The sequence below is a fragment of the Paenibacillus sp. FSL R5-0887 genome (assembly GCF_038002305.1).
Taxonomy (GTDB): domain Bacteria; phylum Bacillota; class Bacilli; order Paenibacillales; family Paenibacillaceae; genus Paenibacillus_AQ; species Paenibacillus_AQ odorifer.
Genome location: NZ_JBBOCE010000001.1, coordinates 2,368,273 through 2,394,071 on the forward strand (window position 1 = coordinate 2,368,273; position 25,799 = coordinate 2,394,071).

A 25,799-nucleotide genomic window follows, 5' to 3' on the forward strand; every position below is an offset into this window, starting at 1 on the left:
ATATTTCACCACTCAAGAATACTCTCTTTCAACTTTACAAATTTTCACTTTGTAATTTTGGTACCATTCTTTCTTACCTTTCTCCTGAGCAACTTTGTGAGATTGATGCTGTTTCCAGTTCCTAATCGCGTCCAAGCTCTCCCAATAAGAAATCGTAATACCTGCTCCTGAAGAATCCCTGACACTTTCCACTCCTAAAAACCCAGGTTGCCCGGACGCAAGCTGCTCCATTTTTTCAGCCATAATGTTATATCCGTTATCCCCCTCCGTACGTTGACTTGAAAATATGACTGCATAATAAGATCCGTTTGATTCATGAACCATTCCGCTCAAACTCCCCTTTAATCGTAGATGTTTTTATATAAAACAGATTATACTATTATAATTAAGATAAAAATAATGAATATTAATTGTTAGTTTAATGAATTTTTTTCATACATTATTGAGGAGAGAAATCATTATGAATCTTTTAAAATATCAAATTTTCAGTAAGGTAGTTGAGATCGGCAGCATTACCAAAACAGGAGAGATATTAAATTTAACACAATCAGCCATCAGTCATGCGCTTTCTAGCTTAGAAGCTGAATTCGGACTGTGTCTTCTCATAAGAAACAGATCGGGTATCCGGTTAACCAACGATGGCGAACGTTTAATCCCACATATCAGAGAAATCCTCCAACTTAATGAAAAACTCAATCAAGAAGTAGCTGCATTAAAGGGTGTCGAAATCGGCACTGTGAAAATAGGTACTTTCTCTAGTGTATCGATCCAATGGATGCTCCAAATCATTAAACAATTTCAAAATCAGTTTCCACATATTGAAATAAAACTACAAGATGGTAACTACTCTGAAATAGAAGAATGGATTGCCGATGGAACCGCTGACTTGGGATTTGTTAATCTGCCTACTCGAGATGCTTTTCATGTGGTCCCTCTTCAAAAAGATAGGATGGTCTGCATTATGTGGCAGAATCATCCTCTCGAGCGCCAATCAACCATCCGCCTTGAGCAATTGATTGATGAACCTTTTATCATGCCCATTGCGGGTTGTGACACCGATGTAAAGCGAATTTTCTCGCAAAATAAACTCACACCCACGATCAAATATGAATTAGAAGATGATCATGCCATAATAGCCATGGTACAAAATGGTTTAGGGTTAAGTATTCTCCCAGAAATGATTTTGTCACATCTCCCCGACAATGTATGTTATCGCCCATTGGAAGGCGAGTATTATCGTTCTATTGGTATTGCAGCCGCCTCCATTAAAAATGCCTCTCCAGCGGCAAAAAAACTAATTGAATTCATAACACAATGGATCACCAACGTGCCCATCCCTCCGCATTACCGTGATTTATGAGATGGCTCAACGCGCTGTCTGTAACGGCAAGCTTTAAGGCTATCCTTCGCAGAGTAGTCCTTTTTTTTCCAGCATTAACGTTAGCGTCAGGGGAAACGATTCTTCACTATGTATCTTTTGCGTAATTCACAACTCCGGGGACACGATAATTTGCACAACATAGAGAACAGCCTGCTGGCTGTTCTCTATCGCTGTCTACCTTAGAAGCACGTGAACGAGCTAATCCGATTCAAATCAATGCCGAAGTACGACCAGAAAAAACCATTCCATCTGAACCCTGCAATAGAATTACGTCCGACGAATACCGGAAAGAACCAGAATTGCTCGCCGTTGTTCAGCCAAATGTATGTGTTGCGGAACAGGCAGCGTCTGATCCCGCCGGGATCAATGGCAAATGTGGTAGACGACATTTGTGGCACGAATTGCGGTGGAGGAGCCGTCGGCGCTTGAACGCCTCCCGGTGCACCCCCCGGAAATTGTCCGGGGGTTCCACCCGGAAACCCTGGTCCCCCTGGTCCTCCTGGTCCTCCTGGTCCTCCCGGCATGCCAGGTCCGCCAGGTCCGCCAGGTCCGCCTGGGAATCCTGGAAATCCCCCGCCGGCACCCGGTGTTGGAAAAAATCCCATATGTGATCGCTCCTTTCATGAGTAGGCATAATCATCATATGCATTCGCGGAGAGAGCGTTTGGGCGCAATAGGCGTTTTTTCAAAAAATGAAAATCAACAATAAGATCTAACATAGGCACTATCAGAAACCTAACTTGCCTCTACTTATGGTACGTTCAGCGCATCATAGATAAACTGACCAATTACACTCAGCTTTACCTGCTGAATTTATTCCGTCCACATCACCTTACTAAGTTTTTAACTTTAATATTGAATCTTCACTGATGTGATGTAGATGCCTGGTCAGCCTTCACACAATCAATAGCGACAACGAATGCAATCATGAGCGTCTCCATCTCATCCTTCAATATTTGAACCTTATAGCTATCCCCCCAAGTGAACCATTCCTTGTTCACTTTACCGATGACTACACCATGCTGTAAAACCTGAAAATCCATGTCCCACCAGTTACCATGTACCTCAATGTCAGCCGCATCAATCGTATAACGTGCTTTAAAGAAAGAAAACTCCTTCTTAATCGTCAATACCTCTCGACCATCTACTTCTACAAAAAACTTTGGTAAAAAACTGAACACTTTTTTCGTAATAAGTGCGACTTCATCTCTTGTTGTATTCATGATGGAGAATGTCTTGGGAATTTGCATAAAACTGCCCTCTACGTAATAGACATCTTGCTCCTGCTGATTCTTTACCGTGAATTTACCACTTAGACTGAATACCTTTTGTTTTATATAAAGTTGCTTCATTCTAAGCCTCCTATCGATCCTCTTAGTTAACATCATTTTAGACAAATGTTATAGTTGTTTTGTCATAATAAAATCTATTTGTTCTTCTTCACCCATATAAAAAGAATGAGTTCCTGTATGAACAAACTTCATTTTTTCATAAAAGCTAATAGCGTTCTTATTCTTTTCCCAAACCCCTAACCAAATCTTCTCTTTATTACATTGTACCGCTATTTCTATAGCTTTATTTATTAGATATTTCCCAAGCCCCTGTTTATGAAATTTTTTTCTAATATAGATCCTCTCGACTTCAAGTGAATCGTTACCCATTACTTCAGATTGAGCATCCTCGGTGTTAACCTTTAAATACCCAGCGATTTCTTCATTAAAATAAATAAAATAGAATTCTGATGAGCTATCCGACAATTCTTTTTCTAATTGTTTTAAGTTAAATGCTCTATCCAGGTAGGCCTTCATATTTTCAGGTGAATTTTGATTACTAAATGTCTCATTAAATGTTTCAACACTAATTCCTTGAAGTGAACCTAGATCTTCGACCGTGCACTTTTTTATATTGATAGCCATATTGTTTTCTCCTTTTAAAATATCAATTTACAAATAAACTCTTATTTTGAGCTCTAATTATATGGTGTTATGCAGATGTGACAGGAAAATAGTATAACATAATTGTTGTATTTGCAACAAAAAAACTAAGGATTTACCATTCATTCTACCTATTAGCGTATTGGGGTAATCAGTCTCTCTACGGCAGTCAGAACTCCAAAAGGAAGCGAGCGTGGTTTGGGGATTCGATGATGGATGACGGTTACTTTCGGACCCAGTTGACGTTATTTTCGAATATTTCGCCTTTGGAGCAAGGTTTCGGACCCCAGTGCAGTTATTCCCCCGAAAAGGCTGCTTTCGGGGTGTTTTTCAGGCCAATAACGGCTATGCGGTCCGTTAGGATTCAAAAAGTGAGATATGACGCGTCTAAGGGTCATCTGAGTCCGATTTATGCTTCCGGGCGCGTAAACGTGATCCAAGAATGTGTGGCTTGGGGATTCGATGATGGAAGATGGTTACTTTCGGACCCAGATGACGTTATTTGCGAAGATTTCGGCTTTGGAGCAAGGTTTCGGACCCCAGTGCAGCTATTCCCTCGAAAAGGCTTCTTTTGGGGTGTTTTTCAGGCCAATAGCGACTATGCGGTCCGTTAGGGTTCCAAAAGTGGGATATGGCGCGTCTAAGGGTCATCTGAGTCCGTTAGATGCTTCCGGGCGCGCAAACGTGATCGAAGAAAGTGTGGCTTGGGAATTCGATGATGGAAGATGGTTACTTTCGGACCCAGTTGACGTTATTTGTGAATATTTCGGCTTTGGAGCAAAGTTTCGGACCCCAGTGCAGCTATTCCCTCGAAAAGGCTGCTTTCGGGGTGTTTTTCAGGCCAATAGCGGCTATGCGGTCCGTTAGGATTCCAAAAGTGGGATATGGCGCGTCTAAGGGTCATCTGAGTCCGATTGAGGCTTCCGGGCGCGTAATTGTGATTAAAGAAAGGTGACTTGGGGGATAGCGAAGTGAACAAAATTTGAGCGTTGGTGATGAGAATGTCAGCGAGATTTGCGGGTCTACGATGGAGAAAGTCAGCGGGGTTTGGAAAACCGGTGATAGCAGTAGCAAACGAAGTTTGAGGATTCGCGGATAGTGGAAACGAGCGAGGTTTGGGGATTCGATGATGGAAGATGGTTACTTTCGGACCCAGATGACGTTATTTGCGAACATTTCGGCTTTGGAGCAAGGTTTCGGACTCCAGTGCAGTTATTCCCCTGAAAAGGCTGCTTTCGGGGTGTTTTTCAGGCCAATAGCGACTATGCGGTCCGTTAGAATTCCAAAAGTGGGATATGACGCGTCTAAGGGTCATCTGAGTCCGATAGATGCTTCCGGGTGTGCAAATGTGATCGAAGAAAGTGTAGTTTTTTTGGGGGATAGCGGAGGTGACAAAAGTAGAGGGTTCTTGATGATGGAGGAAGCAAACGAAGTTTCAGGATTCGCGGATGGAGGAAACGAGCGACGTTTGGGGGACGATGATGGAGCAAAAAAATGAGGTGCCCCAGCAGCCATTTTCGGCTTTTAGGACACCCAACCTCTCCGCTGTGCGCATAAAGCGCGGTATGGTGGACTGGTAAGAGCCCGGTTAAAGCCATCTCATAAATCTTTTTTTAGATAGTTTAATCTGATTACTTTCGGCCCATGCGGTTAGTTCTTTCATTCCCTTGTATTCTTCGTCAAGAAAACTAAAACATAATTTATAGGGAGGAAATTTGTGATCTACAGGTTTAATGCCTATTACGGGTATGAAATAGCCCTTTACATAAATATTCTCAATTTGATTCGCTTGAATTTCTTTGTTTTCTACTATTATAGAGTCCGGAAGAATCCGAACCTCAATGAACTTTCTAATCGTAATGATCCTATAGAGCAATATGATTACAACAATCAGACAGAAGGTCGACCATATATAACCAAAATAAAGTAATACTTTAAACTCCGTATTATTTCTGGTATTTAACAATAGTATGCCACTTGAAAAAATCATAGAAAACAGAAGCGACATTAACGACGGACGACTCACCTTATAAGCACCTATATTTTCCATAACACCCTCACTTTCTCAGACTATTATAGCTTACTATATTTCATAAATTATGGATATGGCACTTCTTTTTAATCCACAGGAATCTCAATCACCTTGTTATATTCCTTCATATAATGTATTCCTTCTATCAGAATACTTTCAGGTTTCGTTTGTGTATCAAATAATAAGGTGCGTTCCTTCATGAGTTTACCGTTCGTTTGTTCTGACTCTTTTTGATTAATTGTTGTTTTTAAAGCCGTGTTTTCGTTAGCATTTTCTATAGACACACCATCCAGCATTACATCCTCATCTGTAGCAATAGTTACTTCAATCCCTTGAGCGGTCTTGGTCAAATCTTTAATCCATAATTCTTTATCCCCTAGTAGAATCGGCTCATTACTATCAGCATTTAGAGGATACTTCTCTTCCAGCTTCTGATATCCAACAAACTCTTTAACAACCAGCTGCAATGAATGTAATTCTTTTGGCAAGGTGTCATAACGAATATCAAATGATCTCCCACCCAGCGAGGTTTTATTGCTACTACCTAATATTTCTACAGGCTTTCCATTGGCAATTAATTGAATGCCTTCTAACCCTAATCTTATTCGATCGAAATTCTCGACATTCATACTCCCTTTAATCACAGTCATGGTGGGTGTGGCCGTGATCGACTTGAAGGTAATTGATCCTTTGTCGGCTTTGACCTTTTTATTAATCGACTGTTTGATCTGAGTCACCATCGCTTGATTTGGATTATAAGAAAACGTTATGCTCCCTTCACTCATCTGCCCTTTCTGTGGAGGTCCCCAGTAATGAAGTGTCAGTTTTTTCGAGAATGGGCTTACGCTATCAAATGTCATCGTGCCTTTTATTTCTGTATGTTCGTCGTTGATTAAAGATACGCCACTTCTTATGTTGGAATTCGTGAGAAACCCTTCTATTTTTGAAGGACTAAAATGATCTCCCGTCTCCTCTAGTCCCTTAGGATTGTTTAACGTGTAATATACAATAAATTGATTGGCATCTGCCATAATTCCGTTAATCGTAAGTTCTGTTCCATCTGCTAACGTCGTCTTTTTGTCTATGCTTTGTCCCATTCCTTGTTCATTGAGTTGTTGTAAAGTTCCCTCTAACACCTCATCAAAACCAAATAACTTTTTTCCATAATAAGCGAAGGCATTATAGCTGTTTCCAGAAACTACTATCACTAATATAATGACGGCTGCAATCTTCCAGAGGGGCGAGCTTTTTCTTTTTATTCTTTTTGGAGGTGCCGAGTCTAAAGCATTTCTTAATCTCATTTCTAAACCCTCAGGTGCAGTTATGGACTCTAAGTTCCTCTTCTCATCCACTAATCGTTGTTCGACGTTATTGTTCATCAACATCACCTCTGTAATGATTTTTCAGCGTTTGTAATCCATTGTAGATCCTTGATTTAACAGTTCCGATCGAGACCTGTGTGATCTCAGCTATCGTTTGATAATCGAGATCATGAAAATATTTCAATTGAATTGCTTCTCTTTGCTGCTCATTCACATGTAACAATAACGCCTGCATATCCATTTGCTGTTCACTTTTATGATAAGGATCGCCTGATGCAACATCGGCTTTTTCCTTCTCGTCAGTGATGCTCCAGTCCTCTAATAACACCAGCTTGCTTCGCTTATGAAGTTGCCTTTTACAGCCGTTTACCAAAATCGTCTTACTCCAGCTGTAAAAAGACTCCTCTTTCTTAAGTTGGTCAATCTTCTCGTATAACGTAACTATCATTTCCTCCATGGCATCCATAGCATCATGCGCATTTCCCATATAGCTGTACGCAAGCCTATAAAAAATATCTTTTTCATACATGATTAATTGCAGCAAAACTTCTTTATTTCCCTTTTTAGCTTTTTTCACCAATCGAACAACATCCATGCCTTCACCTCTCTCCCCTATATGAGTCAGGAGCACTGTAAAAAGTTCATCTTCATAAAAAATTTTTATATATCGTGAACTATTCAATCCACCTAAACTGTAATATTCAGGAAAATTTCACTCAGACATACCCAAATCTAGTTGATTTTAAACGCTTCAATGTAATAGAATGAACTAATCTAAAAAGAAAAGGATGGGCATAAGCAATGCCGTTTAAAGAACCTCGTACACTTAGTAAAAGATCTCTGCTATTCTTCTCTCTCATTATGCTTGTAAAAAGCTATTTTGCCTGGTACTTTCTATTTGAAGATGGCCCTACTTGGACCACTTGGCTTAAAGAAATCCCTTTTGTACTTCTAGTCTTTTGCTTGATTGAATGGTTCGCTACGAAACGAAAAATTGCAATTTACATGCTTGTCAATGTATTGATTACTACTCTATTTTTCTCATTAATTGTATATCATAATCATTTTGGCATCATTGCTACTTCGCAAGTATTAGATCAGGTCAAACAAGTGGGAGCCGTAAAGAAAAGTATATTTTCGGTCCTTCGTCCTCAATATATGCTTATCTTTGTGGATATCATTGTCATCAGCTTGGTTATGTTTAGAAAACAGAAAGCGCTGGATTGGAAAAAAGCTATGTCGCGCAAAAGTAACCGTAAAGCGGTGGCAGTCCTGTTCTGTATTTCCATCATCATTTGTGCAATGAATATTTTTCCAAACCGTGCCAGTATGAACGAAACGATTAAAGCGGAACAAATGGGCATTCTTAATTATGAAGCCTACTCTCTGCTAGCTGATCAAGAGGAAGAACAAATTGACGTTTCTGAGATTACGCAATCCACTATTGATAAAACTAAAGGAATTCAAGCTAGATCTAATCCGGTTTTATTTGGAGCCGCCAAAGGAAAAAATCTAATCATTCTGCAAATGGAGTCTTTCCAGAACTTCTTAATCAATCTAAAGATTGATGGACAAGAAATCACACCAAATATGAACAAGCTTGCCGCCAGCAGCTTCTACTTCCCGCGTTTCTACCAGCAGGTTGGACAAGGCAACACTTCAGATGCAGAGTTTATTGTGAACACTTCTTTTTATGTACCCCCTGATGGTCCAGCTACCCAAATGTACGCTCCTAAAGAGCTACCAAGCTTACCCAAGCTGTTGCAAGCACAAGGTTACGATACGGCAACATTCCATACGAACGAAGTCGACTTTTGGAACCGTGGTGAGCTTTATAGTGCTTTGGGATTCAATCGTTATTATGATAAAACTTACTTCGGGGAAGAAGACACTGTATTCTATGGCGCTTCTGATGAAGTTTTGTATGAAAAAACAGCTGCAGAGCTGGCAAGAATGGATCAGAATGAGCAACCTTTCTACTCCCATGTAATTTCGATGTCATCTCATAATCCGTTCTCCATCCCAGAGGATAAATACAAAATGACACTTCCAGAGCGATTCGAAGGAACGCTTGTTGGCGATTATATTCGGGCTCAGAATTATGCTGATTATGCGCTGGGACTTTTTATCGATGAGCTCAAACAAAACGGTGTGTGGGATAACAGCTTGATCGTATTGTACGGGGATCATCGTGGACTGCCTATCTTCTCTCTAAAAGAGGATGATCATCTCCTACTGGAAGAGATTCTCGGCCATGAATATTCGGAACGTGAATTGATTAATATTCCGTTGATCATGTCAGCGACAGGGATTACAACTCCTAGTGTAAAAGAACAACTAGGCGGGCAAGTGGATATTTTACCTACCGTATCTAATTTATTGGGTGTCTCTCTTGCAGATCATATTCATTTCGGACAAGATCTCTTGAATCAACCAACTTATAACTTACTACCACAACGGTATTACTTGCCTACAGGATCTTTCGTAAATAACGAAGAGCTCTTCTTATCCGGCAGTGGCTTCGAGGATGGCCAGCATTATACTTTATCTGGTAACGGCAACCAACCTCTGCAATCCACAGAAGATGAATTCGAGCGTGCCTTACAGCTGCTCCATTTGTCAGACAGCTATGTTACACAGCTACCGGATAGAGTTATTGAAGAATAAGCTGCAATGTATAGCAAAAAAGACTGTGCTCACCAAATCGGTGAGCGCAGTCTTTTTCTATAATGATTATTATTTTGACTCTTTAACAACTAGTTTAAGCGGTGCCGCAATCAGCTTCTCTACGGTTTTGCCTTCTAATACATCCTTAGCGGCTTGAATGGCTAGTTGGCCAATTAATTCAGGCTGCTGCGCAACGGTTCCTGTTAATTTACCAGCTTCGATGGATTTAAGTGCATCTTCATTTCCATCAAAACCAATCACAGGGATATTCTTGCCTGAACTTTGAATCGCTTCAATAGCACCTAGCGCCATTTCATCATTATGAGCGAAAACTGCTTGTACGCCAGGATTTCCTTGTAGAAGGTTCTCCATAACGGTCAGCCCTTTCGTACGGTCGAAATCAGCCGTTTGCTTAGCAATGACCTCTAGCTGGCTGTCCGCAATCTCATGGAATCCCTTACCGCGTTCCCGAGTCGCTGAAGCTCCTGGGGATCCTTCTAGCTCGATGACCTTTGCACCTTTCCCAAGCTGCTCTACAATATATTGTGCCGCCATAGAGCCACCCTTTACATTATCAGAGGCAACAAGAGCTTTGATATCCCCTTGATCTGCGGAACGGTCCAACGTAACGACGGGAATATTTAAACTGTTAGCTGTTTGCACTACTGTCGAGATCGCTGATGAATCCACTGGATTGATCAATAACGCATTTACACCTTTTTGCATCAAATCTTCGACGTCATTACTTTGTTTAGCAGAATCATTTTGGGCATCAATGACAAGGACTTCCAAGCCTTGCTTCTTAGCCTCGGCCAAAACACCATCTTTAACGGATACAAAGAAGGGGTTATTTAAAGTAGATATGGATAATCCAATCTTCATATTCTCCATGCTTCCACCACTGCTAGGCTTAGCCCACTCTGGAGGCTCCAAGGAACAACCTGTCATGAGAATTAATAGTAAGGAAGTAAGAATCAAAGTTAACTTTTTCATGTTGGAATCCCCCTTATACGGCTTTCTTACGGTCTATGAGTACGGCAATAGCAATAACGATCCCTTTGACCACCATTTGGTAAAAAGAGGATACGCCGAGCAAGTTCAATCCATTGTTCAAAATCCCGATAATCAATGCACCAATCAATGTGCCCACGATACGTCCACGACCACCAGTTAAGCTCGTACCGCCTAATACTACAGCTGCGATAGCATCCAACTCATAAGATGTGCCTGCTGTGGGTTGCGCTGAGTTCAATCTGGAAGTCAGGATCGCTCCTGCCAATGCGGACAACATACCGGTCAATGAATAGATCATTATTTTAATGCGGTCGACTTTAATCCCTGAAATAATAGATGCTTTTTCATTACCACCAATGGCATAGGTTTTACGACCAAATGGAGTTTTGTGCAATACACCCCATAAGACTGCGAAGACGATGATCATTGTTATAGCAGGTACAGGTATTCCCAGTAAATATCCACGGCCAAACAATTGGAAGGTCATGCTGTCTCCGAGACCTGTGATCGGATTACCGTCTGTGTATACAAGTGTTAATCCCCGGAAAATCGTCATGGTCGCCAACGTAGCGATAAATGGCGCCATTTTACCTTTTGTAATCATCAGTCCGTTAACCATCCCCATCACGCCACCCGCTAAACAACCTACAATAATGGCTAAGACAGGATCCCAACCAGACAACATCAGGTTAGCGGTGAAGGCACTGGATAGGGCTAGAATAGAACCCACCGATAAATCGATACCACCCGTTAGAATAACAAAGGTCATCCCAAAAGCGATAAGCGCATTTATGGCAACTTGTCTAAGCAAGTTCAGGATATTAAGGGGCTCCATAAAGCTTGGGTTCAACACCGTAACGATAACAATTAGAATAATCAGCCCTAGTAATGGACCTAGCTTCTGTGTAATTTGCCCGATTTGAAAACCTTTATTTTCTCTCTCACCTTTGATAGTTGTCATTACTATTGCCCCCCTGTAGCTAACGTCATGATTTTTTCTTGCGTAGCTTCTTGTTGTGATAGCTCTCCACTAATTTCCCCTTCATGAACCACTACGATCCGGTCGCTCATTCCTAAGACTTCAGGAAGCTCTGAGGATACCATGATAATGGCGACTCCACGCTCTGTTAATTCGTTCATGAGCTGATAGATCTCCCGTTTAGCTCCTACGTCCACTCCACGGGTAGGTTCATCGAGGATAAGCACACTTAAGCCGATCCCAATCCATTTGGCGATGACCACCTTTTGTTGATTCCCCCCGGATAAATTCCGGACTAAAGTGGAGGAAGACTGTGTCTTGATGTGCAGCCGCTTGATAAGTATGTCTACAAATTCTTGTTCTTTTTTATCATTGATTACACCCTTAGGAGCGAAGCTATATAAATTTGTAAGCACCATATTGTCTCGAATAGAGAAATCAAGCACTAACCCTTCATCTTTACGGTCCTCCGTAACGAATCCTATCCCCGCCTTCATCGCATCATTGGGATTTCGAATCGTGACCTTTTCTCCTCGCACCATAATCTCACCACGGTCTAACGATTCCAATCCGAATAAGGTTCTCATCATTTCTGTTCGTCCAGATCCCATTAATCCCGAGAAACCTAAGATCTCACCCGAACGAACGGAGAAATTAACATCTTTAAATTGCCCTTTTTTCGTGGCATTTTTAACTTCAAGAACAACCTCTCCGGGTTTGGAGGTACGCTCAGGAAACCGGTCGGTTAATTCACGCCCTACCATCTTCCGAACTACATCATCGAAGTTAGTCTCTGGAATGGGCTTCGTGTCTACTGTTTTCCCATCTCGCATGACCGTTATTCGGTCACATATCGTAAAAATCTCTTCCATCCGGTGCGAAATATACACGATGGAGACGCCTTCCTTTTTAAGGGAAGTTATGACTTCGAACAATTTCTGGATTTCCCGTTCGGTTAATGCCGCTGTCGGTTCGTCCATGACGATAACTTTTGCATGAGTCATAAGCGCTTTTGCAATCTCAATCATCTGTTTCTCCCCTACCGAACATTCCCCCGCCTCTTGATTTAAGGGAATCGTTACGGAGAGCTTACGAAACTGTTCATTTGCTAACGCTTTCATTTCTTTCATATTTAAGATCCCTAGTTTGGAGGTTCGTTCCTTACCAATAAACAGATTATCTAGAACTGTCATATCCGGCCACACATTCAACTCCTGATGGATAAAAGCGATCCCATAACGTTCAGCCTCTTTGGGATTGTTAAAGTATGTTTCCTGACCATCTATACTAATGGTTCCTTGATCACGCTGATGCAGTCCAATCAAAATGTTCATCAGAGTAGACTTTCCTGCACCATTCTCTCCCATTAGGGCATGAACTTCACCATCCTTCAGCTCAAAATCCACACCCGTCAACACACGGTTAGCCCCAAAAGATTTATAAATATCCTTCATCGTAATGTGCATATGCTTTGAACCCCCTTTTTATCAAAAATAGACCCCGGCTTGTAAAATACAATTTGCATACGGCTTAGCTTCCCCCGTACGAATGATGACCTTCGCATGCTGGGTTAACAATTTAAATTGTTCATGTGAAATCGCCTCTATAGGTATTTCCTTAAATTTGTCATTCAAGTATTCAGAAGTGTCTTTATTTTTTGCTGCTAATTCCTCTGCCACGATAACTTTCTCTACGACCATATCCTCTGATATGATTTCGACAATCTCTTGAAAGCTGGGAACTCCCAATTTAAGCGCTAAATCAATCTTTGGAACACCAGATGGAACGGGTAATCCAATATCAGCAATGACAATCGTATCGGTGTGGCCTAAGTCAGTAAGCACTTTGGAAATATGACTGTTTAAGATTCCTTGTTTTTTCATAATTAAAGACTCACCTCCACCTCTACTCTTGTTGGCATGCCACCTTGGGCACCAAATTTTGTGACGGATAAAGAAGCGGCGCGATTGGCAAACTTTACACTAGTTCGAATAGACTTGCCTTCAGCTAGAGCAACAGCAAATGCCGCATTAAAAGTATCTCCTGCTCCAGTGGTATCTATAGCATTCACTTTATAGGTGGGAACTAAAACTTCCTGTTTACCATCGTAATAACGCACACCATTGCTGCCTTCGGTTATAAATAACTTATTGGGGTATTTGCGTAAAGCTTCGGCAGTACTCATCTCAGGAAATAATATTGCACATTCATGTTCATTAGGTGTTAAATAGGTGGCATTGTTTATAATCGTTTCACTGATAGGCCGAGCAGGTGCTGGGTTAAGCAACATAGGCACATTGAATTTATGGCAAATCTCACTTACATAAGACACCGTCTCTTCCGGAATTTCTTGTTGGATTAATACCATGTCAGAGCCTTTAATATTCTCAAGTGCCCGTTCAACCAATGCAGGAGTAACTAAATCATTGGCTCCTTTTACAACGATAATGCTGTTATCGCCTTCCGCTAAAATGATGTGAGCTGTTCCACTTTCGACATGTGTAACCGGTTCCACATTGGCGGTAAAAACGCGATTCTTTTTCAGATTATCCATGATAGCGGTACCATAGAAATCATCACCTACACAACCAACCATCGTAACTTCTGCTCCTAGACGGGCAGCAGCGACGGCTTGGTTCGCACCCTTACCGCCCGGAACGGTGGAGAATTGTTCTCCAAGCACAGTCTCACCCGCGTGAGGCCGCTTATTCGAAGTCACTACTAAATCCATTGAACAGCTGCCAATTACACATATCTTAGCCATATTCATCAACCTTTCTCATGTTGTCATCTATTCTTTACTTCTTGTAGTTTCCCGCTCCACAAAGCTAACGGGTAGTTGAATAATCTTCTCTTCCACCTTATCTTGCTCAATTAGCTTAATAAGTAAACCCGCTGCTTCTCTACCCATATCATGTGCCGGCTGGCGAATGGTGGATAAAGCAGGTGACAACAAGCTGCTGAGCGGGATATCATCAAATCCGATGATTTGCAGATCCTGCGGCACTCTTTTACCTAAACGATGTGCTTCATGAATGACTGCCGTCGCCACAATATCATTACTGGCAATTACGCCATCCGTATCTATATATTTATCAAATAACTCCACAGCCCATTGTTCTGCTACTGTATGGGAGAAGGATGAAGTTTCGATCACATTATAGCTGATTCCCATTTCATTAAGGACTTCAATCGCCCCAAGAAATCGATCTTGTGCAGGTTTGATATGCGCCGGTCCTTGTATCACTGTAATTTTTTTGCTTCCCCGTGCGATAATCTCCTGTGCTGCAAGACGTCCGCCCTTTTTGCCATCTGCGTATACGGAAGGGCTATCATTAGAAGTACGGTCCAGAAATACAACCGGAATCTTCAAGTTAGAATAAACGTCACTCTCAGGGAAATTGGTTGACGATATCATGCCAATGACATTGTTTTGGATAAAGGTTTGAATATAATCCATCTCTTTGTCCTCGTTCTCATCACTATTGCCAAAGATGATCCGATAACCTTGCTCCTGCATCCGATCCTCTATCCCCCGCGCTAACTGCGGGAAGAACGGGTTAGTAATATCAGGCAAGAGCAGCCCGATTAATTTAGATTTCCGCTTGTATAATGATCTTGCAACCTCATTAGGGGTATAATTCATTTCTTTGATCGCTGCCTCAACCTTTTTGCGAGTATCGATATTCACATATCCAGATTCATTTATAACCCGTGAGACTGTTGCTACCGAAACTCCAGCTATTTTTGCGACATCTTTGATCGTCATCATTCTTTCATTCATCCCCCAATGTGTAACCGGTTACATGTATTACATAAATTAGATTATCACATAACCTTTTCATTTACAAATCTTTTTTTCGATCATAAAGCTAACAAAAGATACCAACTATATATCGATATCTTTTGTTATTTGAATTTATTTATCTGCAAAGCGATTTAATAATTTTATTGTATTGAAATGCATACCTTCATGGTAAAGTGTGAAATTTATGAATTCACCGATTGAATTTAAGGTTAATCCACTTCCTGTTGTAAGAGGGGTTACTTGCTCACTTAAGCGATTGTGAAAAGCTTCCTGGATCCGTTTGGGTTGCTCCGTAAGCATCTCAAGTAAAACTTCAAGCGTTGGCGGTTCCTCATTCCACTCGGCTGGTTTAGTCCCTTTCGCAAATAAGCGTTCAAAGCTTGCCGGCAATTGCATAAGCTCCCGAGCAGAATGAAAGGCAAACTTCTCTTGCACCAAATAAATATGTCCCAAATTCCATCGGATATTGTTATTAAACCCTTCTGGAATGCTATTCAAAGTTCCCTCAGATAGTCCCTCGACAGCACGCACAGTAACACTTCGCACAAACTTAATTTGTTTGAATACAATTTGATCCATTATGACCCCTCCTAATATTTTCATCCATAGTTTACCATGAGATTATCTTTAATTTCCTAAAATTATTTTATACTTAATTGTTTCATAACGAGCGTAATAAACGACTGCATATAACTTTCTTGAAGTTCCTTCTTTCTGTAGCCCATCCATATCGAATGCTTGGAGACTACATTTTCTACTGCTATTTTAGCTAATGTTCCCTGATCAAGATAAGGTTTCGCCAACAAAGCGGATACATAACTAATTCCATAACCGGCAATGACAGCTTGAATAACTTCATTCACTCCATTAAATTGAAGCCCAATCGTTGGCTGCTGTACACTTCTTTCTTCACACAACCGGACAAGCCGCTCTCTGGCTGCACTGCCCTCTTCCCTCATAATAAATGCTTCAGACATTACTTCTTCAAAGCTAGCCTGCTGATTGGCAATAGGGTGATGGGAAGAAACCACGAATACATACTCGTCCCTATATAACTCCCGATGTTCGAACACTCCTGTATTATGCGAAGGAAACTCCATATCACTGTAAATCGCCACGTCTGCTTCAAAATTATTTAATTTTTCCATGACACCATGAGAATTAGTAGTAGTGATCTGAATGTTAACTTCCGGAAAAGATTGTTTGAATAATGACGCCCACCGGGGAATGAGGATGCTTGTCGCTAAATAATTACCTGCAATCCGCAGATTCCCCTCAGGAAATTTGTGATAGTCTTCAATGATTTGCTGGACTTGATCACCCATGGCAAAAAACTTTTCAAGAGGTTCGATTAACCTTTTTCCTAAAGGGGTGAGCACCATCCTCTTTCCTTTAATTTCAAATAATAAAATATGATTCTCCCGTTCAAACTTACGGATTTGCGCTGATATAGCGGGTTGACTGATATGCAAACGTTCAGAGGCTTTGGTCACACTACCTGTGATCGCAACGTAATAAAACAATTTTAATACATGATAGTTCATCGTCAACTCTTCCTCACTTTATAAAATAATATCTGTATTCGCCGCTTATCCTCAGCCATTTTATTATAACTATACATTATGGATGTTAACTATTATATATTGTTTATTTATATTTATTTATCTTATACTTACAACTATTCATAAGGGAGGTCACGTTAATGACAAAAACAGTATTCTACTTAACCCGCCACGGGCAAACAGAATGGAATTTACAAAAACGAATGCAAGGGCATCAAAATTCTGCGCTTACAGCCTTGGGCGAACAGCAGGCGAAATGGTTAAGAGATCGTTTGGAAGTAGAAAACTTAGGCGCAATTTATTCTAGTACTAGTCCAAGAGCATTGCATACTGCGCAGATTTTACGGGGAAAGCGGAGTTTACCTATTCATCAGCAAGTTTCTTTAATGGAAATTAACATGGGGAGCTGGGAAGGAATGAATACGGATCAGATACAACTAGAATCCCCTTTACAATATTCCCATTTTTTCACCAGACCCGATCTATATATTCCTCTAACCTCAGGTGAAACTTACAAGCAGCTTGAACAAAGAGTAGTGCCGACAATGGAGCGCATCATAAACGATAACGTAGGGCTAGAAGTGCTCATCGTCACGCATCGGATGACTTTAAAAGTCATTATGGCTTATTTTCTCAATAAATCATTGCAGGAAATTGGGGAGTTACCGGATATTCTCTCTACAGCATTATGTAAAGTAACCCTAACTGATAACAATACAACCATTGATCTGTATGGAGATACTTCACATTATCAATGACTATGGGTCAAAAAATAAAAAGGTAACTCCGATTAACGGGGCTACCTTTATAGGGTTCAACATTAAATATCCACACTTTTGATTATAAAACTGCGGACCTTCATCCATTTGCCTGAAATGAATTCATCAATCGTTTTCGTCTTTGGTCTAACGCAAAAGCGATGTTTTGCCCCTTTATCAAAGCCCACAGCTTCAAAAATTAGGCTATCCCCTATTTGCTCCTTGAAGAACACCTGCTTTAATCCCAACCTATTTAACATTTCAAGCTTTACGCTCTCAATATATGTGCGCGAATACTCCTTAGACATATGTGTTCCTCCTAGTAGTGGTAGTAATATTATAAGTCAATATGAAGAAAATCAACAATAGTTCATATATTCATCCACAAAAAACAACCAGGCAGCGATTCTCCGTTGGAGGTTCACTGCCTGGTGTTTTGGGTCTGCGGTGGTTTGCTTGAGTAGGTTACGAGCTAAGCTTAATCATTCGTAGCTTTCGGATACCCACTCCGTTGTAACGCACTATCTTGTTGAAATTTGTAAGATAACTGCATTCTATACACTTATTCCATATCCACAAGGGCTAATTCTAACTTTAAGTGTATTCTATACAATTAAAAACTAGAGAAATAGCCTGTAGAGTATTAAATCAAGAAAATAGATGTACTAAATACAGCTATTTTCATTGGCCGAGCATTTTGAGCATTTTAGTTGTACAAAATACAGTTAAAACCATCTACTGTACACTTCAATACTCCATTACTTGTTACTTCAAAGCTTCCGTCGGCTCTCATATGGTAACTAGATGGGGTGTAGTCCATTATGAGTTTGCCCATTCATACTGATTCCTTTTTCCTGAACCTATCCGAATAATTCTATCTATTTAGTCCTTCAACTTCTACATCTAACTAATCGAAAACATCACTAACTTATTTAACTTCAGTTGCCCCAGTCACTTTACCTTCAATCCCTGCAGTTGCTTTCACATCTTCGTTTGCGAAGTAAAGATTTCCATCAATAGTCGAGGTTTCATGCAGATTAAATCCGTTCGCTTCTACATAAACATCACCTTTAATGGTTCCGCCTTGAACTCGTAAATTTTCACTTTGTACAGTTAACTTAGGTACAGTGAGTGTGTAATTGGCAGTAACTTTGTGATCAGCGTCTTGGGCATAAAGAGCAATCTTACGGTAGATGTCGCCGTCTGCGGCCCCTTTATCATGGAATTCGCCTTCAACAACAACATCTTGGGCAATCGTCACATCATTTAGAATGGCAATAATCCAATTTCCATCTTTACTTACAGCCTTGGTAAACGCATCTGCTTGATTTACGATTGAAGCTGTAGTAACTGCATCCGTTTGCTCTGTAGTTGGAGCCGTAGTAGCCGCCGAATTAGTCGCATTATTATTATTCGCACCACAACCAGACAAGACTGCAACCGAGACGCCTGCTACTAACATCATTTTAAATAACTTCATTTGAAATCCCCCTTGTTTTTGATTATAAATTAATTATATATTAAAATTTTTAATAAACAGGTGAAAATTTTCACAATATTGTGTCGTTATCTGAAGCGGTTTCACAAAGATCACTCCTTTCCATCCGGAATCGTATCCATAAGTAACACCTCATCTCGCTGCCCGTTTTAAGTTCATAGATCTTAATACTTATTTACCCAAATTTTAAGAAAGGTCACAAAGGTGCTTAATTCCACACAAAAAGGACACTCCCAACAACTGCGGAAGTATCCTCATAATCTTTATTACTATAAATCTTTAGATTAGATATCCTCTTGAAAAAGATATGGAACCATCATACTCTACACTTACTTTTTTAATGTTAGGTTTATGCAAAACTCCAGCATTAAAATAATACAGCGGAAGGATGACCATTTGGTCAATGAGCATTTTTTCAGCTTTTGCATAAAGCTTGTTTCGTATAATTTAGCTTAAGACGATTATCAAGCAGATCTTCCCAGAGTTGAATCTCAAGGGCTACATTCTTCCATTTCTAGCTAATTAACAGGGTCATCTGACTGCTCTCTCACCCCCCATTGACGCTTTAGAATCAGAATGTTAATCTTTAGAAAATATCACAAGGATAAGGGAGCTATTTACTGGTGAAAAAGACAACCATGAAGGACATCGCACTTCGTGCCAATGTCTCCGTCGCAACAGTGAGCTATGTTCTGAATCGTGTCGGCAACCAAACCATTCCTGAGAAAACGCGCCAGCAGATTCTTCAGCTTGCCGAGGAACTGCATTACATACCGAATCTGGCAGCACGTTCACTTGCGAATCAGAAAACAGGATTGGTCGGTGTGCTTGTTAACACAGCAGCCCATACCCCACACTGGAAGCTCCATGCCCAGTTCTCATTTATACATGCCTTGGAACAACGGTTAACAAATGCTGGTTACCATACGCTGCTATATTCACTTGATGTTGACCAGCCTTCTTTGGATATTATCGTAGAAAGAAAGCTGGAGGCTGTATTTCTGATCGATGTGCGCGAGGAAGCCTTTTATTCGATCTCCAAGCATTTTGTAGAAGGAATTCCTTTGATTCGGATCGACAGCATGATTGAAGATAAACTCTTTAAGCAGGTCCTTTTCAACTATCGAGCAGCTCTGCACAAGGTAAAACCACAGGACCTTTCACAGGTATGTTTAATTATGGAGAGCTTCAATAACTCTTTCCTCACCCGCTTTATTCAGGACAGTCTTCCATTACCTCAAGAAGCGATATTCACCGTTGTCAATTTGGAGGAATTAAATACATTCTTACAGGAGGGGGGCTATAAAGAGGCCATTGTCATTAATGAGTTTATTGGAAGTTACGTTGAAAAAAACGGGAGGTTCGAACAACTCTCTGTTCTTTGCACCTGCAATTGTCCGGAAATATTAGGCGATGACGTTCATAAATTCATTTTCACAGGGGATAAAGCGGCTACTGCATTTGAACTCATGGACAAATTATTGCATCATTCTGACTACTCCGCACAAGAAAATAATTGTTATTTTGTAGAATAATTTTTTTGGCTATTCACTTAAGCGTTTAAGTTGAAAGGAGCATAACTATGCCTGGTCCTGTATTAGTGAAACAAGTTCCCTCTGCTGTTCAAGCTCATCCCTCTCTTTGGGGAAATCGGAGATTCCTGCTGCTACTCAGTTCGTACTCCATTTCCTTATTCGGTAACACTTTTCATAGTATTGCTTTAAGTTTATGGGTACTGCAAACGACCGGCAGCGCCAAAATGATTGCCATCATCACGATAATCAATTTATTGCTTAGTTCTTTGCTCGGATCGATAGGGGGAACTTTTGCGGATAGGGTCAATCGTCGAACCCTCATGCTGATCACAGATCTGATAAGTTGCGGACTCGTAGTGACGCTAGCTTTAGCCATTTCCCTGCCCTCTACTTCGTTCATTATCGTCGCCATACTGACGGGTCTTACGACCATTTCAGCTTTATTCCAGTCCCCGGCATACCAAGCTTCTATCACTACTGTTGTTGGTAAAGAACATCTACAAAAAGCGGTAGGACTGTTGAACTTGTCTGAAAACATCTGCCGGACTATTGGTTATTCCGCCGGTGGGATTTTCGTAGCGAGTTTTGGAGCAGCCGACGCTATTTTATTTGATGGAGCTACATTCTTCCTCTCCTTTCTGCTCGTGTTAGCGGTCCGTTCCCTTCCTTTGCCAACTCAATTAAATAACGTGCCCAAGAAAGAACGGAAATTCACACAGGATTTGATCGATGGAATTCGCTATATTTGGAGGTACCCTTTTGCACGCGCCGTTATGATTATGCTTCCTACCTTAACCTTATTTTTTGTCCCCTCTCTGATGTTAACCCAGGTTATGGCCGTCAACGTATGGGATTCCACTCCCTTTCAGTTTGGACTTATTGAAGCCTGTATTCCACTTGGTTATATGATCGGATCCGGTCTGATCTTACTGCTTGGCTCCAAATTGAAAAACAGAGGTTTCCTTATTATGACTGGACTGCTATGTCTCGGTCCCCTGTACCTCCTGTTATCATTCGTCACTTCCGCTGCGATTGCCATTCCTATCATTCTTGTGATTGGCTTCATGTTCTCATTCTGCACTTTGCTGATTAATACAATCCTTAGGCTGGAAGTTTCAGAAGACATCCAGGGTAGGGTGTTCGGTGTATTAGGTTCTATCATGAGTGTAGCCCCATCCATTGGTCTTACTGCTGTCTCATCCTTGTCTGATCTCTTCAGCCCTGGTCCTGTCATGGGTTCAATCGGAGTCTTACTGCTGCTGTTTGCCTTATCAACTATCACTAAATTAAAGGTAATTCGAAACTACAAGTAATTTCAGAACGTATCCTGTGTTCTTTATCGCCCTCTTTTTCTAATAACGCGTCTAAGATGAAGCTCAAACAGTAATAGAACAACCAGAAAAATCAATAACAGGAGACCCGCTATTCCAGTTAGAAACGGAAATAGGAGTGGGAAGAAAATACTAGGATAGGCCTTAGTAACATCTGAATAATAGCCCATACCCATAAGGGAGGTACCGGAGAACTCGATTAGCTTGACGCCTAAATGATTGTTGCTTCTTTGCGCATAGCTGAGAACCTCTTCGTCTACTTCTCCGTCTTGTGCAATCGTGATGATTTTCCATTTTCTTGTTTCCATGGGTTGACTATCGTCGGTCAGTCTTTGGACTATATTTATTTGATTCTCACCAGTCTTTCGGTCCTTTACTGTGAGAATATCTATCCACGAAAAATATCGGCTGCCTCTGTCCCGATTGGATAGCCATATTTCATCAGGGGTGGAGATTTTTTGATCATTTAATAAGAACTGAACTTTGACAATATCACCAGGCGGGACCTTCTCCTCTTCATCCCATGGGGTCAAATCTGCTTTCCTGCCTGTTTTTTCTTCCCTGATTTTAATATTCTTATCATCAACCGTTATCTCTTGTACGTTTATTGGGTTATATTCTTTTTCAGCATGCTTTATCTCATAACGCTGATTAATTTGATCAGAGATTATGTACTCACGTATATAGTTGAACAATGGGTTAAAAGAAATCGCCAACAAAAATAGCGAGACGCCAGATATAACTATAAACTTCTTCATAAGTCCTCCTTTTTAACGTACAGTCAGTTTAAACTTTTGGCGTGAACCCCCTTCCGGTCCATCGGAACACACTCATCCATTTATATCTTCCATCGTAGCGTTAATAACATTCATAAATAAGTTCTCCTTTAATAGATTAGGCACTACCTTCCTCTAAATCTCCCAACCATAATAAACATTGTGGAATAAAATCAGCGTAGTCGTGTAATGCATTAATCGTACGGATTACCTCACGAGTACCCAGCTCCCGTTCTGCATCATCTGAGCTCTCCAGTCCTAGCGAACGTCTGATATTGTAAGCTAACCATTCTAATTTTCCCAAAAAGCCATAGTTGAGCACAACCTGCCAATCCGCATAAATCTCTCCTCCATGCTCCAGATAGCTGTTAATCAAATTTGAGAATGCCTTTTTGCTTAAATCTCCCGATTCAGAACCTGACCAATATAAAGCTACATCTATCAGCTCTAACGTAGGATGAATAGGTCCTGCTGCTTCCCAATCGATTATTATCGGAACTTTCTGCTCATCCCACAAGACATTTTTGGGGTCTAAATCCCGATGGCTGATAACATAATGATTCGTCAATAGACTCGCTGAAGAATGAATCAATGACTCCCAATTCTCTATCTTATGCAGGTGATCTGCTAGCAAGCTTGACCATTCTGCACCCTGCTGCTCTCCTTTGAGAGCAAGCTCTTTCCAATTGGCAACCTCAGCATTAGACGCTTTAAGCGTTTCAATGTGATGATCATCCGTTCCCTGTGAGAAATCGATGATGTGGAGCTGCGCAAGAATTGCTCCAATCTTTTTACAACAATCTAAATCTATTTCATCTAAAGGTAATGCCTTCCCCTGAACCCATGGAAACAATAAATAAAATTGCCCTTCAACCTCGTGCATACCACTGCCATTAGATACGATTGCCGGAACAGCATGGATTCCCTTTTGATAAGCCAGATTCGCAACCATTTCAGAAAAAATATAATTGGACATTGCTGTATCTCGTTGCATAATTTGAGGATTTAAGGCCTTTACTGCGTATTGCGCTTTATCCGTTTGCAGGCGATACATTCTGTGCAAGAGTCCGCCTGTTATCGGTTCAGGTTCATTCATCAACAGACCCAGATTATATTTGGCACAAAGTGTAGCGAATTTTAAATTATAGCTTATATTTTCCATGTTATGTATTCCTTTCTGTGTGAGTAAAGTCGTACTCATTTAAAATGGTTCAAGTAAATTTAAAACATATTTTTATCTTTATGAAATATTATGTACTGTTCACTATGACATCCTGTGTAACCCTCGTGAACCAAAAATGAAAAGGAGGCTTCGTTAATGAGTAAGCGGTTACATCAATCAGGGTATCTTGTAATCATTTGGTTTTTAGTCTTTACCTTAGGGACGGCAGCTTTTGGCTCTCTTTCCTCTGTGTCGGCAGCATCTGCCCGGCAAGCGGAAAAGCTAAATCGGGGACTAGTAGCAGTGAAGGTATCCAGCGGTGTATTTGTGAGCTGGCGGCTACTCGGAACAGAAGAACTGTCGGTTTCTTTTAATTTATACCGCAATGGTACAAAAGTAAACGTTACCCCAATCACGGACAGCACGAATTATCAGGATAACGCCGGCACAACTTCGTCTAGCTATACAGTTCGAGCAATCGTCGGCGGTATTGAGCAATCTGATTCCCCAGCAGCAAATGTATGGGCCAACAATTATTTGGACGTTCCGATTCAGATTCCGGCAGGTGGCACTACGCCAGATGGCGTAAGTTATACCTATAGTGCCAATGATGCCAGCGTGGGCGACTTAGACGGTGACGGGGAATATGAAATCGTGTTGAAGTGGGATCCTTCCAATTCCAAAGACAACTCGCAAAGTGGCTATACAGGCAACGTCTATCTGGATGCCTATAAGCTGAATGGAACTCGGATATGGCGAATTGATCTGGGTAAAAATATCCGGGCTGGCGCACATTATACTCAATTTCTAGTCTATGATTTCAATGGTGATGGTAAAGCCGAAGTAGTCTGCAAAACAGCAGACGGTACAGTTGACGGAGTTGGCGTAACCCTTGGAAACACAAGTGCAGATTATCGCAACTCCAGTGGATATATCCTGACCGGGCCTGAATATCTGAGTGTATTTTCCGGACAAACGGGCAAAACCTTAACCACGATTGATTATGTTCCTGCCAGAGGAACCGTATCCAGTTGGGGTGACAATTACGGCAATCGAGTAGACCGCTTTTTAGCAGGTGTAGCCTATCTGGATGGAGTACATCCAAGCATCATTATGGCACGTGGTTATTATACACGCACAGTCGTTGTAGCTTTTGACTGGAATGGCAGTGCTTTGACCCGTAAATGGACCTTTGATAGCAATAGCTCCACCAATGCTGGAACCGCCGGTCAAGGTAATCATAGCTTAAGTGTAGCCGATGTGGATAACGATGGTAAGGATGAGATCATTTATGGTGCCTTAACCATTGATAATAACGGTGCGACCTTATACAATACAGGGCTGGGTCATGGAGACGCGCTGCATGTAGGTGATTTAAATCCGAACCGCCCCGGTCTCGAAGTTTTTAAAGTCATGGAAAATACTAGTTCTCCCTATGGCGCTGCGGTATGGGATGCTGCAAACGGGACGGTCTTATGGGGTGTATACACGGGAAAAGATACCGGCCGGGGGATGGCTGCCGATATTGATCCCAATTATCCCGGGGAAGAGGTATGGGCTCACGGCGTTGGCCTATACTCCATTACAGGCACCAAAATAAGCAGCTCAATGCCTTCTGTGAATTTTGGGATCTGGTGGGATGGCGACTTGTCCCGCGAACTGCTGGATGGTGTCAAGATTGATAAATGGAACCCTGCAAGCAACTCCGTTACCAATTTATTAACCGGAGCGAGCGTAGCATCCAACAATAGTACCAAAGCAACGCCAAGCCTACAGGCCGACCTGCTTGGAGACTGGCGCGAAGAGGCTATCTGGAGAAAGTCCGATAACTCGGCTCTACGAATCTATACAACTACGAACATCACCACTAATAAAATATATACCTTAATGCATGATCCAGTATATCGGTTAAGCATTGTCTGGCAGAATACAGCTTACAATCAACCTCCGCACACAGGATTTTTCCTAGGCAACGGTATGGCCACTGTGTCTAAACCCAATATCTACGTAGTGCCGTAAGCTTTCTAAAGAATCAGTAAG

The 25,799-nt window shown here is 41.2% G+C and carries 26 protein-coding genes; 8 read left to right on the forward strand and 18 right to left on the reverse strand.

All coding sequences use genetic code 11. The annotated features are described in order from the left end of the window. Positions 1-12: 12 nt before the first annotated feature. A complete protein-coding gene (locus tag MKY14_RS10695) occupies positions 13-324 on the reverse strand; it encodes an antibiotic biosynthesis monooxygenase family protein (RefSeq protein WP_340010623.1) in 312 nt (103 codons plus the stop codon). A gap of 136 nt (positions 325-460) precedes the next feature. Between MKY14_RS10695 and MKY14_RS10700 the strand changes: the two genes are divergently transcribed. Further along, positions 461-1,360: a LysR family transcriptional regulator gene (locus MKY14_RS10700; protein ID WP_340976448.1), complete on the forward strand. Its 900-nt coding sequence runs from the start codon at positions 461-463 to the stop codon at positions 1,358-1,360. Positions 1,361-1,560: 200 nt separating this feature from the next. Here MKY14_RS10700 and MKY14_RS10705 read toward each other — a convergent pair whose 3' ends face one another. The 3 genes from MKY14_RS10705 to MKY14_RS10715 all read right to left on the reverse strand — a co-directional run bounded on the left by MKY14_RS10705 (position 1,561) and on the right by MKY14_RS10715 (position 3,297). Then, the gene (locus tag MKY14_RS10705; protein WP_340976449.1) at positions 1,561-1,986 is read right to left on the reverse strand and encodes a collagen-like protein; all 426 of its coding nucleotides are present in this window, start codon (positions 1,984-1,986) and stop codon (positions 1,561-1,563) included. Positions 1,987-2,244: 258 nt separating this feature from the next. Then, complete coding sequence (locus tag MKY14_RS10710) at positions 2,245-2,733, reverse strand: LURP-one-related/scramblase family protein (RefSeq protein WP_076183031.1); 489 nt, start codon at positions 2,731-2,733, stop codon at positions 2,245-2,247. Between the two features lie 48 nt (positions 2,734-2,781). Next, positions 2,782-3,297, reverse strand: a complete 516-nt coding sequence (locus MKY14_RS10715) for a GNAT family N-acetyltransferase (RefSeq protein WP_076127348.1) — start codon at positions 3,295-3,297, stop codon at positions 2,782-2,784. A gap of 480 nt (positions 3,298-3,777) precedes the next feature. Between MKY14_RS10715 and MKY14_RS10720 the strand changes: the two genes are divergently transcribed. Further along, a complete protein-coding gene (locus MKY14_RS10720; protein WP_340976451.1) occupies positions 3,778-4,182 on the forward strand; it encodes a hypothetical protein in 405 nt (134 codons plus the stop codon). A 259-nt stretch (positions 4,183-4,441) separates the two neighbouring features. Next, positions 4,442-4,813 (forward strand): hypothetical protein, encoded by a 372-nt coding sequence (locus MKY14_RS10725; protein WP_340976452.1) that lies wholly within the window; start codon positions 4,442-4,444, stop codon positions 4,811-4,813. Positions 4,814-5,433: 620 nt separating this feature from the next. Here the strand turns inward: MKY14_RS10725 and MKY14_RS10730 are convergent. After that, a complete protein-coding gene (locus MKY14_RS10730) occupies positions 5,434-6,726 on the reverse strand; it encodes a DUF4179 domain-containing protein (protein ID WP_340976454.1) in 1,293 nt (430 codons plus the stop codon). After that, positions 6,716-7,264: a sigma-70 family RNA polymerase sigma factor gene (locus MKY14_RS10735; protein ID WP_340976455.1), complete on the reverse strand. Its 549-nt coding sequence runs from the start codon at positions 7,262-7,264 to the stop codon at positions 6,716-6,718. Before MKY14_RS10735 ends, MKY14_RS10730 begins: the two co-directional genes overlap by 11 nt. A 206-nt stretch (positions 7,265-7,470) precedes the next feature. On the opposite strand from MKY14_RS10735, the gene MKY14_RS10740 reads away from it, so the two are divergent. Further along, positions 7,471-9,336, forward strand: a complete 1,866-nt coding sequence (locus MKY14_RS10740; RefSeq protein ID WP_340976456.1) for an LTA synthase family protein — start codon at positions 7,471-7,473, stop codon at positions 9,334-9,336. Between the two features lie 69 nt (positions 9,337-9,405). Here the strand turns inward: MKY14_RS10740 and rbsB are convergent, their stop codons facing one another. The 8 genes from rbsB to MKY14_RS10780 all read right to left on the reverse strand — a co-directional run bounded on the left by rbsB (position 9,406) and on the right by MKY14_RS10780 (position 16,681). Next, positions 9,406-10,329, reverse strand: coding sequence for a ribose ABC transporter substrate-binding protein RbsB (gene rbsB / locus MKY14_RS10745; RefSeq protein ID WP_076183044.1), 924 nt, complete (start codon positions 10,327-10,329; stop codon positions 9,406-9,408). A gap of 13 nt (positions 10,330-10,342) precedes the next feature. Further along, positions 10,343-11,311, reverse strand: a complete 969-nt coding sequence (locus MKY14_RS10750) for an ABC transporter permease subunit (RefSeq protein WP_340976458.1) — start codon at positions 11,309-11,311, stop codon at positions 10,343-10,345. A 2-nt stretch (positions 11,312-11,313) separates the two neighbouring features. Continuing rightward, positions 11,314-12,795, reverse strand: coding sequence for a sugar ABC transporter ATP-binding protein (locus MKY14_RS10755; protein WP_076190602.1), 1,482 nt, complete (start codon positions 12,793-12,795; stop codon positions 11,314-11,316). 21 nt (positions 12,796-12,816) lie between these two features. Beyond that, a complete protein-coding gene (gene rbsD / locus MKY14_RS10760; protein ID WP_340976460.1) occupies positions 12,817-13,212 on the reverse strand; it encodes a D-ribose pyranase in 396 nt (131 codons plus the stop codon). Between the two features lie 2 nt (positions 13,213-13,214). Continuing rightward, positions 13,215-14,093: a ribokinase gene (rbsK, locus tag MKY14_RS10765; protein ID WP_340976461.1), complete on the reverse strand. Its 879-nt coding sequence runs from the start codon at positions 14,091-14,093 to the stop codon at positions 13,215-13,217. Between the two features lie 27 nt (positions 14,094-14,120). After that, complete coding sequence (locus MKY14_RS10770) at positions 14,121-15,101, reverse strand: LacI family DNA-binding transcriptional regulator (protein WP_076127368.1); 981 nt, start codon at positions 15,099-15,101, stop codon at positions 14,121-14,123. Between the two features lie 147 nt (positions 15,102-15,248). After that, on the reverse strand, positions 15,249-15,716 hold the full coding sequence (locus MKY14_RS10775) for a DinB family protein (protein WP_076127369.1): 468 nt from the start codon (positions 15,714-15,716) through the stop codon (positions 15,249-15,251). Positions 15,717-15,778: 62 nt separating this feature from the next. Then, positions 15,779-16,681 carry a LysR family transcriptional regulator gene (locus MKY14_RS10780; RefSeq protein ID WP_312148331.1) on the reverse strand — a complete coding sequence of 301 codons (903 nt, stop codon included), beginning with the start codon at positions 16,679-16,681 and terminating at the stop codon, positions 15,779-15,781. A gap of 158 nt (positions 16,682-16,839) precedes the next feature. Between MKY14_RS10780 and MKY14_RS10785 the strand changes: the two genes are divergently transcribed. Continuing rightward, positions 16,840-17,457 (forward strand): histidine phosphatase family protein, encoded by a 618-nt coding sequence (locus MKY14_RS10785; RefSeq protein ID WP_340976462.1) that lies wholly within the window; start codon positions 16,840-16,842, stop codon positions 17,455-17,457. Positions 17,458-17,519: 62 nt separating this feature from the next. On the opposite strand, the gene MKY14_RS10790 is transcribed toward MKY14_RS10785, so the two are convergent. Further along, positions 17,520-17,765 carry a hypothetical protein gene (locus MKY14_RS10790; RefSeq protein ID WP_036688955.1) on the reverse strand — a complete coding sequence of 82 codons (246 nt, stop codon included), beginning with the start codon at positions 17,763-17,765 and terminating at the stop codon, positions 17,520-17,522. Between the two features lie 620 nt (positions 17,766-18,385). Next, the gene (locus tag MKY14_RS10795) at positions 18,386-18,937 is read right to left on the reverse strand and encodes a polymer-forming cytoskeletal protein (RefSeq protein ID WP_076183054.1); all 552 of its coding nucleotides are present in this window, start codon (positions 18,935-18,937) and stop codon (positions 18,386-18,388) included. A 641-nt stretch (positions 18,938-19,578) separates the two neighbouring features. Here MKY14_RS10795 and MKY14_RS10800 point away from each other — a divergent pair. Together MKY14_RS10800 and MKY14_RS10805 are read left to right on the forward strand one after the other, a co-directional pair. Continuing rightward, a complete protein-coding gene (locus MKY14_RS10800; protein WP_340976463.1) occupies positions 19,579-20,490 on the forward strand; it encodes a LacI family DNA-binding transcriptional regulator in 912 nt (303 codons plus the stop codon). Between the two features lie 47 nt (positions 20,491-20,537). Beyond that, the gene (locus MKY14_RS10805; RefSeq protein WP_076218184.1) at positions 20,538-21,803 is read left to right on the forward strand and encodes an MFS transporter; all 1,266 of its coding nucleotides are present in this window, start codon (positions 20,538-20,540) and stop codon (positions 21,801-21,803) included. 23 nt (positions 21,804-21,826) lie between these two features. Here MKY14_RS10805 and MKY14_RS10810 read toward each other — a convergent pair whose 3' ends face one another. Further along, the gene (locus MKY14_RS10810; protein ID WP_076281488.1) at positions 21,827-22,579 is read right to left on the reverse strand and encodes a hypothetical protein; all 753 of its coding nucleotides are present in this window, start codon (positions 22,577-22,579) and stop codon (positions 21,827-21,829) included. 136 nt (positions 22,580-22,715) lie between these two features. Then, complete coding sequence (locus tag MKY14_RS10815; RefSeq protein ID WP_340976464.1) at positions 22,716-23,759, reverse strand: phosphotransferase; 1,044 nt, start codon at positions 23,757-23,759, stop codon at positions 22,716-22,718. 156 nt (positions 23,760-23,915) lie between these two features. On the opposite strand from MKY14_RS10815, the gene MKY14_RS10820 reads away from it, so the two are divergent. After that, positions 23,916-25,778, forward strand: a complete 1,863-nt coding sequence (locus MKY14_RS10820; RefSeq protein WP_340976465.1) for a rhamnogalacturonan lyase — start codon at positions 23,916-23,918, stop codon at positions 25,776-25,778. The last annotated feature ends 21 nt before the right edge of the window (positions 25,779-25,799 follow it).